This is a genomic window from Enterococcus sp. UD-01 (assembly GCF_044909655.1).
Taxonomy (GTDB): domain Bacteria; phylum Bacillota; class Bacilli; order Lactobacillales; family Enterococcaceae; genus Enterococcus_L.
This window is the reverse complement of record NZ_JBIYEU010000016.1, coordinates 31,364-47,750: the sequence shown is the minus strand read 5'-3', so window position 1 is coordinate 47,750 and position 16,387 is coordinate 31,364. Positions and strand designations below refer to the sequence as shown.

Annotated in this window: 15 protein-coding genes; 3 read left to right on the top strand and 12 right to left on the bottom strand. The window is 41.3% G+C overall.

All coding sequences use genetic code 11. The annotated features are described in order from the left end of the window. Nucleotides 1-75: 75 nt before the first annotated feature. From ABH902_RS12580 to ABH902_RS12560, 5 genes are all read right to left on the bottom strand, one after another. Nucleotides 76-1,527: an FGGY-family carbohydrate kinase gene (locus ABH902_RS12580; protein ID WP_404591235.1), complete on the bottom strand. Its 1,452-nt coding sequence runs from the start codon at nucleotides 1,525-1,527 to the stop codon at nucleotides 76-78. Nucleotides 1,528-1,565: 38 nt separating this feature from the next. Then, entirely contained in the window at nucleotides 1,566-2,342 is a 777-nt protein-coding gene (locus ABH902_RS12575) for an SDR family NAD(P)-dependent oxidoreductase (RefSeq protein WP_404591233.1), read from the bottom strand. Nucleotides 2,343-2,361: 19 nt separating this feature from the next. Beyond that, complete coding sequence (locus ABH902_RS12570) at nucleotides 2,362-3,294, bottom strand: electron transfer flavoprotein subunit alpha/FixB family protein (protein WP_404591231.1); 933 nt, start codon at nucleotides 3,292-3,294, stop codon at nucleotides 2,362-2,364. Then, nucleotides 3,287-4,054, bottom strand: a complete 768-nt coding sequence (locus tag ABH902_RS12565) for an electron transfer flavoprotein subunit beta/FixA family protein (RefSeq protein WP_404591229.1) — start codon at nucleotides 4,052-4,054, stop codon at nucleotides 3,287-3,289. The genes ABH902_RS12570 and ABH902_RS12565 overlap by 8 nt, the downstream gene beginning before the upstream one ends. A 141-nt stretch (nucleotides 4,055-4,195) precedes the next feature. Further along, nucleotides 4,196-5,683, bottom strand: a complete 1,488-nt coding sequence (locus tag ABH902_RS12560; protein WP_404591227.1) for an FAD-binding oxidoreductase — start codon at nucleotides 5,681-5,683, stop codon at nucleotides 4,196-4,198. A gap of 217 nt (nucleotides 5,684-5,900) precedes the next feature. Between ABH902_RS12560 and ABH902_RS12555 the strand changes: the two genes are divergently transcribed. Beyond that, nucleotides 5,901-6,599, top strand: a complete 699-nt coding sequence (locus ABH902_RS12555) for a MurR/RpiR family transcriptional regulator (RefSeq protein WP_404591225.1) — start codon at nucleotides 5,901-5,903, stop codon at nucleotides 6,597-6,599. 305 nt (nucleotides 6,600-6,904) lie between these two features. Next, a complete protein-coding gene (locus tag ABH902_RS12550) occupies nucleotides 6,905-8,143 on the top strand; it encodes a nitrate/nitrite transporter (protein ID WP_404591223.1) in 1,239 nt (412 codons plus the stop codon). 119 nt (nucleotides 8,144-8,262) lie between these two features. Here the strand turns inward: ABH902_RS12550 and ABH902_RS12545 are convergent, their stop codons facing one another. Genes ABH902_RS12545 through ABH902_RS12515 form a run of 7 tightly spaced genes read right to left on the bottom strand, consistent with a single transcriptional unit; the run spans nucleotide 8,263 to nucleotide 15,384 of the window. Then, a complete protein-coding gene (locus tag ABH902_RS12545; protein WP_404591222.1) occupies nucleotides 8,263-9,099 on the bottom strand; it encodes a triphosphoribosyl-dephospho-CoA synthase in 837 nt (278 codons plus the stop codon). A gap of 32 nt (nucleotides 9,100-9,131) precedes the next feature. Continuing rightward, on the bottom strand, nucleotides 9,132-10,217 hold the full coding sequence (locus tag ABH902_RS12540) for an acyltransferase family protein (protein ID WP_404591221.1): 1,086 nt from the start codon (nucleotides 10,215-10,217) through the stop codon (nucleotides 9,132-9,134). Between the two features lie 25 nt (nucleotides 10,218-10,242). Beyond that, the gene (locus ABH902_RS12535; RefSeq protein WP_404591220.1) at nucleotides 10,243-10,833 is read right to left on the bottom strand and encodes a malonate decarboxylase holo-ACP synthase; all 591 of its coding nucleotides are present in this window, start codon (nucleotides 10,831-10,833) and stop codon (nucleotides 10,243-10,245) included. Between the two features lie 3 nt (nucleotides 10,834-10,836). Then, nucleotides 10,837-12,519, bottom strand: coding sequence for a biotin-independent malonate decarboxylase subunit beta (mdcD, locus tag ABH902_RS12530; RefSeq protein WP_404591219.1), 1,683 nt, complete (start codon nucleotides 12,517-12,519; stop codon nucleotides 10,837-10,839). Continuing rightward, the gene (locus tag ABH902_RS12525) at nucleotides 12,509-12,808 is read right to left on the bottom strand and encodes a malonate decarboxylase subunit delta (protein ID WP_404591218.1); all 300 of its coding nucleotides are present in this window, start codon (nucleotides 12,806-12,808) and stop codon (nucleotides 12,509-12,511) included. Before ABH902_RS12525 ends, mdcD begins: the two co-directional genes overlap by 11 nt. A gap of 15 nt (nucleotides 12,809-12,823) precedes the next feature. After that, nucleotides 12,824-14,470 (bottom strand): malonate decarboxylase subunit alpha, encoded by a 1,647-nt coding sequence (gene mdcA, locus ABH902_RS12520; RefSeq protein ID WP_404591217.1) that lies wholly within the window; start codon nucleotides 14,468-14,470, stop codon nucleotides 12,824-12,826. Between the two features lie 8 nt (nucleotides 14,471-14,478). Further along, nucleotides 14,479-15,384: an acyltransferase domain-containing protein gene (locus ABH902_RS12515; protein ID WP_404591216.1), complete on the bottom strand. Its 906-nt coding sequence runs from the start codon at nucleotides 15,382-15,384 to the stop codon at nucleotides 14,479-14,481. A 120-nt stretch (nucleotides 15,385-15,504) separates the two neighbouring features. Between ABH902_RS12515 and ABH902_RS12510 the strand changes: the two genes are divergently transcribed. Beyond that, on the top strand, nucleotides 15,505-16,368 hold the full coding sequence (locus ABH902_RS12510; RefSeq protein WP_404591215.1) for a LysR family transcriptional regulator: 864 nt from the start codon (nucleotides 15,505-15,507) through the stop codon (nucleotides 16,366-16,368). Nucleotides 16,369-16,387 lie beyond the last annotated feature (19 nt).

Here is a 16,387-nt window from a genome sequence, read left to right as displayed (position 1 = left end):
AGGGTCTGAGACAAAATCCACCTGTTTGTCCCGACCACTATTAGTCCTTTTTTAACTCTTTCCTAATATAGACTATTAGGCACTTTGTTCGTTAGCATGTAAAATCTCAAATGTTTTACTCAACACCGTATCTGTATGCTCGGTCAAGCCTTGATAAACTTCTTCATTTAGGCGTTTATAAATAGCCACATTTTCGGGAATCGGCTGAAAAACATCTTTTACTTTTACCATTTTTGCTACCGCTTCTTCATACGAAGGATAGATTCCCAGGCCGACTGCTGCATTGATCGCTGCGCCTACGCTGGCACTGCCATTGACGACATTGCGTTTTGCCGGCAGGTTAAAGACATCCGCAAAAATTTGCATGAGTAGGTCACTATTTGAACCGCCGCCGGTAATAATCACCTCTTCCATTTCTTTGCCTAATTCATCCGTCATTCTCGTCACATTGTTTTTCATCGTGTAGGCAATGCCTTCCAGCACAGAACGGTACATATAACGGTAATCGTGATGCGCATTAAAGCCAATCATCATCCCCCGCTTAAATGGTTCCCATGGATTAGCCAGCCAATCCAGCACCGTCATTAAGCCATCGCTACCTGCTGGAACATGCTGGGCTTGTTCATTGAGATATTCCTCTTCTGAAATCTGTTGATAGTTTGCCCGAAGGCTGATTTTTTCTCCCAGCAAATCCTTAAACCACGAAACAGTCCACATGCCCCGACGAATTCCATAGCCTTCATATGCATATTTACCGGGAATCGAAGACATAATTCCCCAATAGTTTACAGAATCCTGCGGCATTTCTTCCCCAGTAACCATACTGCTGATATACGTACCTAATGATACAAAAGCACTTGTATCATGAATTAAGCCTGCTCCTAAGCCTTCTACTGCTTTGTCGCTTGTTGTTGCAATGACTGGTATGCCTACTGGCAGTCCTGTTTTTGCACTAGCCGTTTCTGTAATGTAGCCCAGAATGTCTCCCGGTTTTACTACATCAAAAAGCATTTCTCTTGGCAAATTATACTGCTTCAAAACAGCCTCATCCGTCGACCAGTCCCAGGTTTCATAATCCACCGGCCATTGCCCGAAGCAGTTGCCAATGTTGTCTTTAAATTCACCCGTCAAACGATGGGTCAAATAGCCGTTAGTTGAGGTCACATAGCTGACTTCTGGGTTCTCATGAACATAAGGCGTTGCTACCCGTTTATCCATCCAGCTAATCACCGGCTGTGCCAACGTGCCGTCTTTTTTCAGCAATACGCGGCAACAACGGATTGAGCCTAAGCCAATGCCAACAATATTATTTTTACGGATGCCAAACTGCTCCATCGCTTTATTAGCTGCTATACAAAGCGATTCCCATAAGTCATCTCCCGGATGCTCGACCACACCGCCATCCGCTAAATGCATCGGGCGCAGGTTTTCCTTGCCTTCTGCGACAATGTTGCCCTCGAGATCAAAGATAACGATTTTAGTGCTTTGACTGCCGCCGTCAATTCCGACGATATACTTCTTTTCCATCAAGTTCTCCTTATCTCATTTGATTTTTCGACTTGTCTTTAGCGAACTAAAAAGCCACCATCCACTGCTAGAATATGTCCATTTACAAAATGAGAAGCCTCAGAAGCTAAAAAGACAGTGGCACCCATTAGATCAGCTACGTCACCCCAGCGGCCTTCCGGTGTATGATCGACGATCCATTTATTCCGTTCTGTATCTTCAATAGAAGCTTGAGCAACAGCTGTTTTGAAATAGCCCGGAGCAATACCATTTACTTGAATATTGTATTGTGCTAATTCATCACAATAAGCTTTAGTTAAGCCGGCCAGTCCATGCTTAGAAGCGGCATAAGCCGGTGCCCATTGTCCGCCCAAGAACGAAAATAGAGAGCAAATGTTGATAATTTTACCACTTTTTTGCGGAATCATTACTTTGGCTGCTTCATGGCTCATATCAAAAGCCGCAGTTAAGTTAATATTGATAGTCGCATCCCATTTATCGCGTCCATAGCTTATCACATCATCGACAGGACAAATACCGGCACAGTTAACCAAAATATCAACCGAGCCGAATTCCTCGATACAGGTTTCAATAATTTGCTGCGGTACGCCGTCTTTAGTAATATCCGCATACATATAATGTGTTTTGGCACCACGTTCTTGCAAGGTTTGATTAAAGGCAGGATCATCCGGCATAATAGACGGCATAAAGATATTTGCTCCGGCTTCTGCCAAAGCTAATGAAAAAGCTTGTCCCAGTCCTGTATTGCCGCCGGTGATGATAGCATTTTTTCCTTTAATTGCAAACAAATCCATTTTAAAATCATTGATTTCCATTGTTTTACCTTCTTTTCTATTATTTTAATACTTCTTTCAATCGTGTATTCAGCTTTTCGACAAAGGTTGCCGCATCTCCCACCACCACTAAGTTGGCTAAATAATTCATCGGTGCACCCGCATCAATATTCACGGAGATAATATCGCTTACATTTTTTAAGCCTTCAATGTGCTGCATAGAACCATAAATACCTAAAGCGAGATAAAGCTCTGGACTAACGGTTTTACCGGATTGCCCTACCTGAATTTCCCGCGGTGCATTTCGTTGCTCTACTACTGGTTTAGAGACAGCTACGGAACCGTTTAGTTGCTCAGCCAGACGTTGGAGCTTGTCCATTGGTGCTTTAAACCCGGCACCGGCTGCCACCAGTACCTGCGCATCACGAATGTCGTAACTGGCTTCATGTTCAGCGCTTGCCAAAACTTCGATTGATGACGCTTTCATTTTTTCGAGAGGAAAATGAAGCATTTCAGGCGCTTTAGTCAACTCAGCGGCGTGAAACACATTGGGATGAACACTGACCATAATGGGCGTCGATTCACACACAATACTTGCCAGCATATTCCCTGAAAACGCCGGACGAATCAGTCTGCGCTCCTGTCCCTCCACTTCAATCTCCGTAATGTCCGCTACTAAACCAGCCTTTAAGCGCATCGCTAGACGCGGCGCTACCATGCGACCAAAATCCGTCGCAAGAATTAAAATACTGTCAAAGGCATATTCCTGCTGGACCTGCTCTAGAATGTCGGTAATCACCCGGCTATCCTTCAGCTGCTCTGGCGGTAGTTCCACATGAAGCTGCGTATCAAAGCCCTTTAGTTGCTCTGTAAGATTAATGCCTAAGCCCCAAATCGTTGCCTCTTGTGAACCGGCTAAACGTGTCGCTGCTTCAATCAAGTCTACTGAGTCTTTTATAAAATCTTGATCTATAAGAATGAGTGCTTTAAACATGCAAGTACCCCTTTTCCTGTAGATAATTAACCACCGCAGCAATGCCCGCATCGTCTGTACCGACGGTTTGATGCTGGACTTTTTTTCTTTTGGCTACAGTATTTTTGCGCACCTTAGTAGGCGAACCGTGACGACCGACTGCTGTTTTTGAAAGTTTTAGGGTTTCGTTTGTTACTAGAGAGAATTGAGCATCGACATTTTTATCAATGTTTTCATATCTAACGAACCCTAAACGAATATTCATTTGTTGGGTCAGACTTAACACGCAGGGATGTTGGATTTTCAAGCGCAGTGTTTTACCGTCTTGATCAGCTTTTACAATGGAGAATTGTTCAGTGACCGATTCAATTAAGCCAATATTGGAAAATTGATTCACGTCCAGCTGCTCTGCAACTTGTGGCCCGATGTGACCCGTACCGCCATCCAGCGTATGTGTGCCGGTGAGAATGATGTCATACTCTTGTGTGTGTAAATATTCGGAGAGCACAAGACTTGTCGCCAGTGAGTCACTGCCGGCGTATAAACGATCACTAATCAACGTCGCACAATCTGCACCTAGTCGAATAAAATCTTTCAGTTCTTTTTCCAGTTTCTTGGGTCCCATCGAAACAACTTCCACTATGGAAGAGTTATCCCGCTTTTTTTGTTGGAGCGCCCAAGCTAAAGCATTCTTGTCATCAGGGTTTAAAATCAGCCGCGATTTCTCCCGATTGATTTTGTCTGTTTCATAATCGTATTCATATTGTTCGGTGTCCGGCACAAATTTAACTAAACAAATCATTTTCATGTGTACTTCTTCCTAACATTTAACGAAATAAATTCAAGAGTACTTTGGAGAAGCCGCTCATACAGCAATTGCTGGCTAAGATTTTCTCCAAAGTCTCCAAGGTGAAGCTTTTATCTATCTTTGATATTTATAGCCTTCTTGCACTGGATAGATGTTACCGTAATTCATAATTCCTTTTGGATCAAAAACTTCTTTTAGACTTTCAAGCATATAGTAAGCGGATTGATGTTCTTCTTTTGTCCATTCATTCCGATATTTTCCGATACCGTGATGGTGACACATAGAGCCGCCTAATTTCAAGGTTTCTTCTACAATAATCGCTTGAATCGGATGGTGGTAGATTTTTGTTTCATCCTCAGGCTCGCAGTTAATCGTGTAATTGTAAACAAAATACATGTTTGTGCCATTGATATAGCTGTGCGAAGAGTGACCGCCCAACATAGTCAAATCTGCGGCACGCGGAAATTCATTGCGGATGCGTTCAATCACATTGTTATAGATTTTAGGAATCGTTTCCCAATCCGCGGAAATTTCTGTTGTAAAGCCATCATGCTTATCATTGTCAATCATGCCCTGAACTTCGTCATCAATGGTCTGCTGTGTCCAGTTCAGTTGATTAAACCAGTTTTCGATCAGTTGACTGTCTACCTGTTTATAAACGCCATCTTTAAATTTCTCAACAGCGGCTTCAATGCCCGCACCGGTAGCTTCTACAATTCCTGCCGGTCCTTCGGCCATAAAGATCAGTACGCATTTATCTTCGTAGAAATGATAAAAATGCTGACGTGCATCTTCCGGAGAGTATGTTCGCGCTACTGAAGGACGATAGCCATTTGTTACTACTTCACGTAAAACTTTGATGCCTGTTTCTACATCATTAACTAAATAGCCGAAGAACTTATTATTTTCAGGGTAATATTTGAAAATTTTCACAGTGACTTCAGTGATGTAGCATAAGGTTCCTTCATTACCGATAACGATATGGCGTATGTCCGGTCCGCCGGCACGTCTTGACACGTTTTTAATTCTTGAGATATGCCCGTTTGGAAAGACACATTCCAGCCCAACCACCATATCTTCAATACCGCCGTAAAGGGTTGAAAACTGGCCGATGGAACGAGTAGCTACTAACCCGCCATATTGAGCAACCGGTTTGGATTGGGGCGAATGACCGGTAGTATAGCCGATTTTTCTTAATTCGTCTTCCAAATCCTGTAATCGAACTCCTGCTTCAACTGTAGCCTGCATGTTGTAAGGATCGATATTGAGAATTTTATTCATTTTTGAACCATCGATGACAATCGCTAATTCTTTCCAGTTTTCCAAACCACCTTCAGTGGCCGTTTTGCCGCTTCTAGCGATGACGTTAATATCATTGTCATTGGCATACATTAACAGCTCTTTTACTTCGTCTGCGTTTTTTGGGAAAACTACTGCGGTGGGTAGCGGATTGTCTAAGACACGTTTTGCTTTTGCATATTTTCGATAGCGATCAGAGGCCGCATCGTACAACGTTTCATAATCCGTTACTACCTGTTCATCAGAGACAATTTTTTTAATATCTGCTATAATAGCTTCTTTAATCAATGTGTCAGAATTCATTCAATTAGCTCCATTCGATTTTTTAGAAAGCGCTTTTCTTGTTTTCAAGTATACGAGTGCTTGTTGCTTTTTGCATTAAATATAGATTAAAATTTAATTAAGTTTTCCGTATATTAAACTTTTAATCAGATATTTATGGAAAATTTTCCAAACAGTTGCTCAAAAACGGCTTTCTGTGATACTCTGTAAGCAACAGCATTATACAGGAGGGATGGATATGCGGATTAGGCTTGATCAATTAAACGACTTAGAATTACAGATTCACCATAAATTAAGTGAAGAAAGTAAACAACGACCGAACTTAACGATTACGGAAGCAGCTGCCTTAACTGGCGTTTCACCATCAAAAATTTCCAAATTCGTTAAAAAGCTGGGCTTTCTTGGCTATAAAGAATATGCCCGCTTTTTAAGCGGCAAGGAATTAGTCAAACGAAAAAAACTAAGCAATGAATTTTCCAGAATTCAATCATTTATGGAAAATTTTGATGATTCGTCTGTTTATTATTTAGCTGATTTAATCCAAAAATATGATAAAATCATCCTTTTCGGCTATGGTCCTACAAATATTTGTATGGAATATTTTGAATATAAATTAACCTATACCGTTGATAAACACGTGATTCGTGCCACACAGGCGTCTTTGATTCCTAGTCTTTTGACGGAAAATTCATTGCTGTTGATCTTTTCTGTTGCAGGAAAATTCGCTCAGTTTGATCAGCTGTTTGAAGAAGCGAAGAAGCATCGGGCAAAATCTTTATTGGTTTTAGAAGAACTAAATACTAACCTATCACTGGATAACAGCGAAATTATCTACCTGACCAAAGCGCATCAGGATGATCACTTAGCATCCCATGAAAAAACACGAACGATTCTCTTTATGTTCATTGAAGAGGTTATGCGTGAATTGAATAAATAAGCATATAGCGCTGAGATAAGAGCTTTACTTTTATTTCAGCGCTAATTTTGTTTAAGCGCAGAAATTACGGCAAATTTTCCATTAGAAATCGACAAAACACCAAATAATCGTCTTTACAAATGTGTTTAAGATTAAATTTTGCTAAAATATTTATTATAAAGAAAGCGTTGACAGAACAAAAGAAAGCCTTTACACTGAATGTGTTACTAGAGAGAATAGAGCGCTGCAACGATCATGAATGGTGCTGGAGAACACCATTTTTGTCGTTCTTTTTTTAAAAACATTATTTGCTGGAGGTTAAACAATTGAATAAAGCTTTTTTAAAAAAATACGGAACTCTATTACTCTTAGCTGCAGGTGCTGGTATTATTTTTCAATTACCTTATATTCGTGAGACATTTTATGTACCGATTCAAAAAGCCATGAATTTAAGCAATGCTCAAATGGGCATGCTGTCTTCCGGCTATGCGACTATGGCGACTTTCTCTTATTTTATCGGAGGCATTGTTGCCGATAAATTTTCGGCACGTAAGCTGCTGACGCTTTCGTTTTTGGCAACAGGCGGTCTAGGTTTGTGGTTTTCAACCTTTCCATCGTTTAATGTGGCACGCTTGATTTTTGTTTTAATGGGAATTACCACGATCATTACTTATTGGTCGGCAATGATTAAAGCGACACGTATGTTAGGAGATTCCTCTGAGCAAGGACGGCTTTTCGGACTGCAGGAGGGCTTACGCGGGATTTTAAATGCGCTGTTGGTGTTCGGTATGACTGGTGTGTATGGTTTGTTTGCCAACGATATTCTTGGAACAGCGTGGGCGATTCGAACCTGTGCTATTGTGGTGATGATCATTGGTGTTTTGAATTGGTTTGTCATTGAGGATACCGCTCAGGAGGAAAATGTAGAATCCTTAAAAGACGTGATTGTCGGGACATTTAAACAGCTGGCGATTCCTCGTGTTTGGCTACTGGTTGCCATCGTCTTTTTTGGCTATAGCTTATACGGTATTTTCGGCTATATCAATACACTGGCTATTAATGTTTATGGACTATCAGTTGCCGGCGGTTCAACGCTGGGCGGGATTCGTTATATTATCCAAGCCTTCGGCGGGATTATCGGCGGCTTTTTAGCTGACAAGATCGGTTCGCGCTTAAAAGTCATTATTGCTGGTGCTGTACTGACAGGACTTTCTTATGGCTTGTTCCTGTTCTTGCCCGCTGATCAAGGCTTGCTTGCGATTATTTTAGCGAATTTTGTTGCTGGGATGTTCTTTATCTATCTGATTCGCAGTCAATACTTTGCGATCATTGACGATGCAGGGATTCCTGTTTCTAAAACCGGACGAGTATCAGGCATTGTTTCCTGCTTAGGTTATTTGCCGGATGTCTTTATGTACACCATGATTGGTGGTTGGCTGGATAATAATGCGGGTAAAGCTGGCTTTAATATGATGTTTATTTATGCCATTGTTATGGCGGCCGGCTGTGTCGTTACTTCACTGATTCTTACAAAGGTGATAAAAAAAGATCAAAAGGCGGTTTAATACAAAAAAGTCGAACCCAAAACTATTTTTTAGTTGCGGGTTCGTCTCTTTTTTATTATAAACAGTGGACAAAGTCAGGCTTCAAGCCTTAACGACTTTTATCTCAGCCTGTTGTTTGATCATGCTAGCCAGTCTTTTAAGTCTTGGACAAAAATTGTCACTGCCAGTAAATCCGCACTGCCGCCAGGTGAAACATGCTGCCGGGTACAAAATGCATTCAACTGATTAAAGGCAGTATTCGGCAACCTCGTTTGATTTGCTTCCTTGGCTAAGGCTTGGACAGCTTTTAAAGTCTGTTCGTCACTGCGATACAAAATACAGGTGTCATCCAGTGAACCGATAATTGTCAACAGCATGTGTAAATAGCGCTGTTCTTTGGTTTCCGCCTGATGCTTTTCCGCTTCTTTCAATGCCAACTGAACATGCGGATAGCCAGCTAAGGCTTCACCATAAGCTCCTGAAACACCGAATTTTTGCTGTACGTTTTGACCATGTGTCGCGACCTTTTCACCATAAGAAGTATCTGAATAAGCAGTAAGACGTGCAATCTCTGCAAATAGTGTTGTCACATCCAGCTGCATCGTTTGACATATTTGACTAGCTGCAACACTAATGGTTAAGCCTAATGCCCAGATCGCTCCTTTATGGGTGTTGACCTGATTGGTAGCTTTATACATCGCTTTTTCTGCTTCGCGACCAATTTGGGCAATCGTAATTCTTAGCGCTTGGTCAACAGGCTGTTTCCAAGCCGCTTGAGCCATTTCAAAGAAATAAGGAGTCAGGGTTTGAGCTGAGCGCACGAACAGGGCATGGTTCATATCCTCATGAGCGCCATTACTGCGACAATCCACTAAGCCGGGCTTAGGAGTCAAGCTGACTTCTTCAAGCAGTGCTGTTTCCACCATTTGTGCTAATTGCCAGCAAATGATCTCACTTTCGTGATCTATTTTCATCATTATTGACTCCTCATTTCCTTAAAATTGATGTTTTATTTTTTAAACGCGCCTTTAATACCTGACCAAACAATATGAAGTAAATACGCTAGGAAAAAGGCACAGGTAGCTGTTGTAAGGTAAGCGATAATAATCATAATCCCGCTTGGTAATTTTAACCACATGTCTTTAAAGAGCAATAAAAGAACTTGGAAAACAAAGACATTCGCTAAATAGGTGCGGTACGCATACGTTGACAACCATTTAAAGACCGGCAATGTCACTGAATTTTTCAAAATCATTTTTGAAGCGAACAAGAATACGGACATAACGATCAACAAGCTGTATAAGCTTTGAATAGTATTTAGGTAAGGTGCGTTGGCAAAGCTTACTTCACCGGGAGCGTTCAAAATACCGACGATCGCAAACATCGTAATCACTAAGCCTACTGGAATCAAAACAAAACGGATTTTATTCAAGAAGTTATAAAGCTCCTTGTGGCAAGTAAACGCAGCTGCCCCATAGATACCATATAACATGAAACTTGCCACAAAACGATCCAACAAGTACCAGCTGTCATGATGCGCGCCGGTCATCACTTGTTTTTGATAGAATACATACCAAGCAACATACAACACTGTTGCCAATAGTAATACTGGAATAACGCGACCTTTGTTTTTAAATACTTTATAGCCCAACCAAACAAAGAACGGCATTAGCAATTGAATTTGCAGCATCATCACGGTATACCACAAATGTGGCGCGCCGTCACCTGTTACATATTTCAACAGGAAGGAAGCAGCATCTGTATATGGTGCTTTTTGTTGAACTGCTGGAAAAACGAGTAAGTAAACGGTTGTCCACAAGGCATACGGCACGACTAATTCAAAGAATTTTTCTTTCCAAAATTCGCCGTAGCTTAAGTGTTGGCTCGTTTTTACCATATTATATACAATTGCAAAAATGAACATTGGAGCGGTATATTTCACTACCACGTAAAATGCGCCAATAAAAGCTGCAGTCGTTTCATTGTGGGTATTTGCCAAAGCAAAGGTTAAAATGGTTTGCATCATTACTGCAGTTACCGCAAATACTTTCTGAAAATCACTGACATTTATTTTAATTTCTTTATTTTCAAACATTTCTTCTTCTCACTTTTCTTTATTTTTACCATAGTTCATTCGTCAAAATGGGTCCATTGATTGTTTTTAGCAAAATTTTTTTATCAGGATGCTGCAGGTATTCTTTCAGCGCAAAACCGCCTTTAACTGTAATGACCTGCATATCCAACGGTTGGAAAAATTCAGGATGCTGCTGAATCGCCGTTAGAGGCAATTCAGCGGGCTCCTTTGCATAAAGTAATAGATCAAAATCACTTGTTTCTTTGACGGTCGGCTGATTTGTCGCTAGTTCAAAGCCCAGACTACCGCCGACGCCCCATTTCGTTCCTGACAGCAGTGTTCTTGTTTGCAGATAAGCTTGATACGCTGAAAAATTCAGAATTTCAGCATGCCGAAAGCTGTTTTTTTCAATGAGTGACCATGGATGGATCACTTCTGCTACAAGCTCTTCAGCCAATTCAAAAGCAAAGCGCTGATTGCGCTGCTTCCCTCTAAGACCCACGGGAAGCAGTCCGGCCTTTAGTGAATCGCGACGAACGGTTGCATAGACAAATTCCGTCGTTGGTTGAAACCAGTCCGGCCAGTCAATATTTAAAACAGCTGCTTGATTGAAACGAACGATGTCGTGAGCTTCCATTTATTAATCATTCCACTCTGCGTCCATTTTTGCGCGAACTTTGTTGGTTTCCACGCGGCCGCTATTTACTGCGATTTCATTTGTATAACGAGCAGTCAGCATTGTATCAGCGGTTTCACGTACGTCATTGATGGCAGCGTTGATAGCAGTTACCACTTGTTCAACGCTTTCGACAGTTGTTTCTTGGCTGATAATGTCTTCTAGGAAGTTATACACGGCTCCTAATTTGTTAAAGTTGCGGATATCATAAGCGATTGCTGGTACTTTTTCAGCAGCGGCTTCGATTTCTTCGATGGAACGGTTCGTTACCCGGCCAGCACTTTCTTTAGACATTGCTTGTACGCTGATTTCTTTACTATTCAAGGCAATCAAGCGTGATGATTGTAACCCATGAGCTAAGAAAGCACCAGAAATTGCGTTGCCGGCAATCAAACCGATAACTGGGTGACCGGCTTGACGAAGTTTTGCATAACCGGCTGCACTATTGGCTAAAGCTACATGAATGCCGATTAATTCTTCGTTATAACCATAAGCTTGACTTGGTACGTCAATGACAGCAATCACCGGACGTTTTACATCTTTGTCTTTATCTTCTTGATAAATCGCTTCTAAAATTTGCCCCATACGGAAGCCTTCTACTAAACCGACTTCTCCATGACGAACACGGTACATCGGATTGTTGGCATCAGGAATGATGCTAGTAACAACAGCGGCCTCGCTAAATTTACTTGAAGGACCATAATAGACTGTGCCTACAGAGGATTTAGGTTGGTCGTAATCAGCAAGAGCTTTGAACCATTGATAGCCGACGCTTTCGCTAGGTGCTTCTGCTGCTTCACTGATTTCAGGCAAAGCAACTGGTTTTGTTTCATGCTTCGCTATAGCTGCATTGTAGTCTTCAATATTCATTGGTTTAGAAAGATCTAGTTCAGCTAATAATGATACGTAGAAATCAGCATTTTCGCTGCGGTGACTGTCTTTTCTTGCTTCCATTGCTGCCACAACAGCGGCTTGAATTTCTTCCACTGAATCTGTCACAATTTCATCAACAATTTTGGCATTTAACCGTTGGCGCGAACCAATGGTATTCCAGATTAAGTCTTTGTCGCTTGAATCAAATTCTCTTACGCCAGCTTCTTGTTCAATAACTTCTGGACCATTCAAGCCAACTCTGGCTTTTTTAGTTGAAATTAAATGACTCATTAGAGCAGAAGTGATGGACATACCACCGAAAGAACCGACACGTCCTGGTACTACCCCGATAACCGGTACATATTTTTTCAAGGCAACAATCAAATTACCAATTTCAGAGATGGATAACAGACCATAGTTGGCTTCTTGTAAACGTACGCCGCCTGTATCAAGAATTAAAATTGGAAAGATTTCGTTGCCGGCTTTGTTTTCTTCTAATGCATGAGTAAGTGCTGCAACAATTTTAGCTCCGGAGACTTCGCCGATACCGCCGCCTTGGAATTTACCTTCTGTAGCGATCACGACCACTTGTTTATTGTCGATGGTTCCGCGGCTGATAATAATCCCATCATCGCTTTCTGGAACAATTCCTTGAGCGACTAAATTGGGTGCAATCATTTGTTCAAAAGGGCCGATTAATTCGCGTCCGCTTTTTTCATCTAATAACGCATTTACACGTTCTCTTGCTTTTAATTCTACGAAACTATTTTTCATCTGAAATTTCCTCCATTGCTTGTGTCAATCGTAAATAAACGACTCCGGGTGTGGCACCAAAATCATTAATCACAATGTCTGACAAGATAGGATAACGATCGAAAAATCTAGTCAAGACATTTCCCCAAACTTCTTGGAAGCCGTCACTACCTGTGCAGATTTGAACCGTTGATTCAGCATTCGTTGTGGGGAACATTAGAATTTCTAAATCACCGGAACCGACAACGCCTACATGAATTTTTTCTTTAATTGGTTGAGTTGCTTTATATGTGTATGATAATTGTTCCATCTTTCTCTCTCCTTTTTATGACCAAGTCCGGAATTTCATTGGTGGTTCGTATAAACCATCTGACCATTCAATTAAGTCATCAATTGTTTGTGTGGCCAACAATGAGCGTTTTGCATCGCTACGTTTGATTCCTAAATCTTCTGGTAATTTCACAATGCCAGCTTTACGTAATTCGTCTAAGGATTCTTTGGTGCTTGTCATTCCTAGTGGTGTCACACCGCCGATTGCAGCAATTGCGGCTTGTTTTTCTGCTTTTGTTTTTGCTTTGTATAAATAAGCGATACCTTCTTCTGTCACGATGTGCGTGGTATCATCGCTATAAATCATTACCGGTGCATTCGCTAAACCAGCTTGTTTTTGTACATCAAGTGCGTCAAGGTTTTCTACAAAGACTGGTTTTTTGTTGGAGCTGTAAGTTTCCACCATTTGGACAACTAGCTTTTGACCTTTGCCTAAAGGATTGCTGTCATCTCTTAAAGATTGCCATGCTGGGGTAGAGTGACGACGTCCGCCAGGGTTATGCCCCATGTTTGGCGCACCACCAAAACCAGATAAACGGCCTTTCGTTACGGTTGATGAGTTGCCTTCATAATCAAGCTGTAAGGTAGAACCGATAAACATGTCAGCTGCGTATTGACCAGCAGTTTGTGATAAAGCACGGTTACTGCGCATCGTGCCGTCTTTCCCAACAAAGAACACGTCTGGACGAGCAGCAATATATTTTTCCATACCAACTTCGCCGCCAAAGCTGTGAATACTTTCGACCCAGCCAGATTCAATGGCAGGAATCATCGTTGGATGTGGATTTAAGACCCAATTTTTAGCAACCTTGCCTTTAATTCCTAAGGTTTCGCCGTAGGTTGGCAATAATAATTCAATCGCTGCAGTGTTAAAACCAATCCCATGATTTAATGATTGAACTTCATGTTCTGCATAGATTCCTTTTAAAGCCATCATGGCCATTAAAATTTGTAATTCCGTAATGTTTTGTGGATCACGTGTGAATAGAGCTTCTAATTGATATGGTTGATCTGCCGGTACGATGACATCAATCCAATCACCGGGAATATCAACACGTGGTAATTCGTCCACAACTTCATTGACTTGAACAATCACGATACCGTCTTTAAAAGCAGCAGCTTCAACGATCGTTGGTGTTTCTTCCGTGTTGTAGCCGGTGTATAGGTTTCCTGCTTTATCGGCTTTGTCGGCTGCGACTAAAACCACATTTGGAATCAAGTCAACAAACAAACGTCCGTATAATTCCAAGTACGTATGAATATCGCCTAATTTCATTGTGCCATCTTCGATCATTTGAGCCACACGTGTGCTTTGCGCCCCTGCGTATGAAAAGTCAATTTTCGCTGCGATACCTTTTTCAAAAATAGTTAAATGCTCAGGACGAGAAATACTTGACATAATAATGTGTAAGTTGTTAATTTTTGTTGTGTCGACTTTTTCTAGACTTTTAGATAAGAAGCTGGCTTGTTTTTGGTTGTCGCCTTCAAGTACCACTTTATCGCCAGGTTTGATCAATTTTTCTAAAACATCGACAATATCTTCAGTCCGGATATATTTCCCGGTCATTAAATCACTAATTTCGGCCATTGTTTGCGCTTTTTTCTCGCGTTTGCTGGCCCAGTTTCTTTTTACTTTTTCCATCTGTCTATTCATCTCCATTTGTTGTATAGAAATACTGTATCTTCAATACCGTGCTGATCAAGGTTAATTGTGCGAATGGCTTCGCCGAATTTTGCTTGGAACAGTTTGGTTAACGTGTTGCCTGGTGGGAATTCAATGCCGATCGTCATGCCTAATTCTTTGGACACATCCATCATGCGATTCCATTGAACCGGACGAGCGATATTGGTTAGTAAATCCAGCTTGATTTCATTGATCTCTGTTGTGGAACGTCCGTCGATATTTTTCAAGTACGTACATTGAGGTGTTTTAAACGTTACTTGATCCATATAAGGAGCTAATTTTTCAACGGTGTCATCCATCAGCTTACAATGGGAAGGCACTGGCACGCGAATCAGCTTGGCCGTGTTGGCCTGCGATTTTTTCGCTTCAGCTAAGGTTTTTTCCAAACCCGGAATGCTGCCAGAAATCGTGTGCTGAATTGGACAATTCTCATTTGAGAGATAAACGGGGTAGCTTTCGTCAAACGTCTGCTCGACTAATTTTTCCACCTCGGATCTTGTCAGGCCTACGATAACACCCATCGCGTAGCCTTGCGGGTAAGCTTGCTTCATGAATTCAGCTCGCCGATGGACCAACAATAAAACCTCTTCCAAAGTAAGAGTTTCACATGCAAGTGCAGCAGCGAAGGCACCAATGGAATGTCCTGCAACAAGATCCGGTCGAATCCCGCGCCTGTTCATTTCATCTATATAAAAAGCCGCTTTGATAATCAGTGCCAATTGAATAAATACTGTATCCCGATAACAATCTTCCGTTTCGATCAAAGAAATCCCAGTGACCGCTTCACACTTGTCTAAGTAGCTTTGCGGAACATCCTGCAACATGTTTAATTTCTGACTGCCTTGACCTGGAAATAAGAACCCGTTACTCATAGTGCACTTCCTTTCAAACGAATTTCTTTTTCTGTGATCATAATAACAAATGCTTGCTATAATGATAAATATCAATATAATAAAGAACTATAACCAAAAGGTATGAATGGAGGAATCCGCTTGAATTATCTGCATCTACGCTATTTTAAAAAAGTCGTAGAAACGAAAAATATTACCCAAGCTGCCAAAGAGCTCTTCATTTCACAGCCGGCCTTAAGCCGCGCGATGAAAAATTTTGAAAGTAGCTTAGGCGTGCCGTTATTTACACATAAAGGTCGTAATATTGAATTAACTGTTTATGCCGAAAAGTTTTATCCTTATGTTTCTGAGAGTCTACATATTCTTGATGAAGGAATTGACGAGCTGCGTTCGCTAAATGAAAACACGATTTCCTCTGTCGTTTTGTATTTACAGGTAGCTTCTATTTCAATTCCCAGCTTAGTCCGCAAGTTTTCCAAAAAGCATCCGGATATTCAGCTAACCATTATGCAGCACGATTCGCTGCCTGATTATACAGATACCAACCATAACATTCTGACGATTACCTCCGAGCCGGAAGAAGGCTTAATCAATATACCGATCATCACCGAACCGATCTACTTAGCGATACCAAAAACGCATCCGTTGGCAAAAAAGGCAAACATTTATTTAGCCGATGTGGTGTCACTGCCGTTAATGATGCTTTCAAAGAAAAATGCTTTTCGGCGGACAATTGATCAAGCCATCGAAGGCAAAGATATCGAATTAAACATCGGTTCCATCACTGATGACAGTGCCACTTTACGTTCATTACTGCGCCAAGGACTAGGCATTAGTTTTTATCCCAAAATTACCTGGTCTTACAATAAAGAGGACTTATTTATGATTCGGCCAATTGAGGATTTTCACTTTGAGCGGACGATTTATCTTTCCTCCAGTTTGACAGCGGACAATCCTTTAGCGAAAACCATTGCTGAAACCTTACAGGAATTCTTTTTAAAATAAATGCAAAAAAACTCTTTAA

Excerpts from the sequence above, each read along its gene's own strand:
- ABH902_RS12575 (WP_404591233.1), bottom strand. The coding sequence starts at position 2,342 with ATGGAAATCAATGATTTTAAAATGGATTTGTTTGCAATTAAAGGAAAA.
- ABH902_RS12555 (WP_404591225.1), top strand. The coding sequence starts at position 5,901 with ATGCGGATTAGGCTTGATCAATTAAACGACTTAGAATTACAGATTCAC.
- ABH902_RS12535 (WP_404591220.1), bottom strand. The coding sequence starts at position 10,833 with ATGGAAGCTCACGACATCGTTCGTTTCAATCAAGCAGCTGTTTTAAAT.
- mdcD (WP_404591219.1), bottom strand. The coding sequence starts at position 12,519 with ATGAAAAATAGTTTCGTAGAATTAAAAGCAAGAGAACGTGTAAATGCG.
- ABH902_RS12570 (WP_404591231.1), bottom strand. The coding sequence starts at position 3,294 with ATGTTTAAAGCACTCATTCTTATAGATCAAGATTTTATAAAAGACTCA.
- ABH902_RS12540 (WP_404591221.1), bottom strand. The coding sequence starts at position 10,217 with ATGTTTGAAAATAAAGAAATTAAAATAAATGTCAGTGATTTTCAGAAA.
- ABH902_RS12580 (WP_404591235.1), bottom strand. The coding sequence starts at position 1,527 with ATGGAAAAGAAGTATATCGTCGGAATTGACGGCGGCAGTCAAAGCACT.
- ABH902_RS12560 (WP_404591227.1), bottom strand. The coding sequence starts at position 5,683 with ATGAATTCTGACACATTGATTAAAGAAGCTATTATAGCAGATATTAAA.
- ABH902_RS12545 (WP_404591222.1), bottom strand. The coding sequence starts at position 9,099 with ATGATGAAAATAGATCACGAAAGTGAGATCATTTGCTGGCAATTAGCA.
- mdcA (WP_404591217.1), bottom strand. The coding sequence starts at position 14,470 with ATGGAAAAAGTAAAAAGAAACTGGGCCAGCAAACGCGAGAAAAAAGCG.
- ABH902_RS12525 (WP_404591218.1), bottom strand. The coding sequence starts at position 12,808 with ATGGAACAATTATCATACACATATAAAGCAACTCAACCAATTAAAGAA.
- ABH902_RS12515 (WP_404591216.1), bottom strand. The coding sequence starts at position 15,384 with ATGAGTAACGGGTTCTTATTTCCAGGTCAAGGCAGTCAGAAATTAAAC.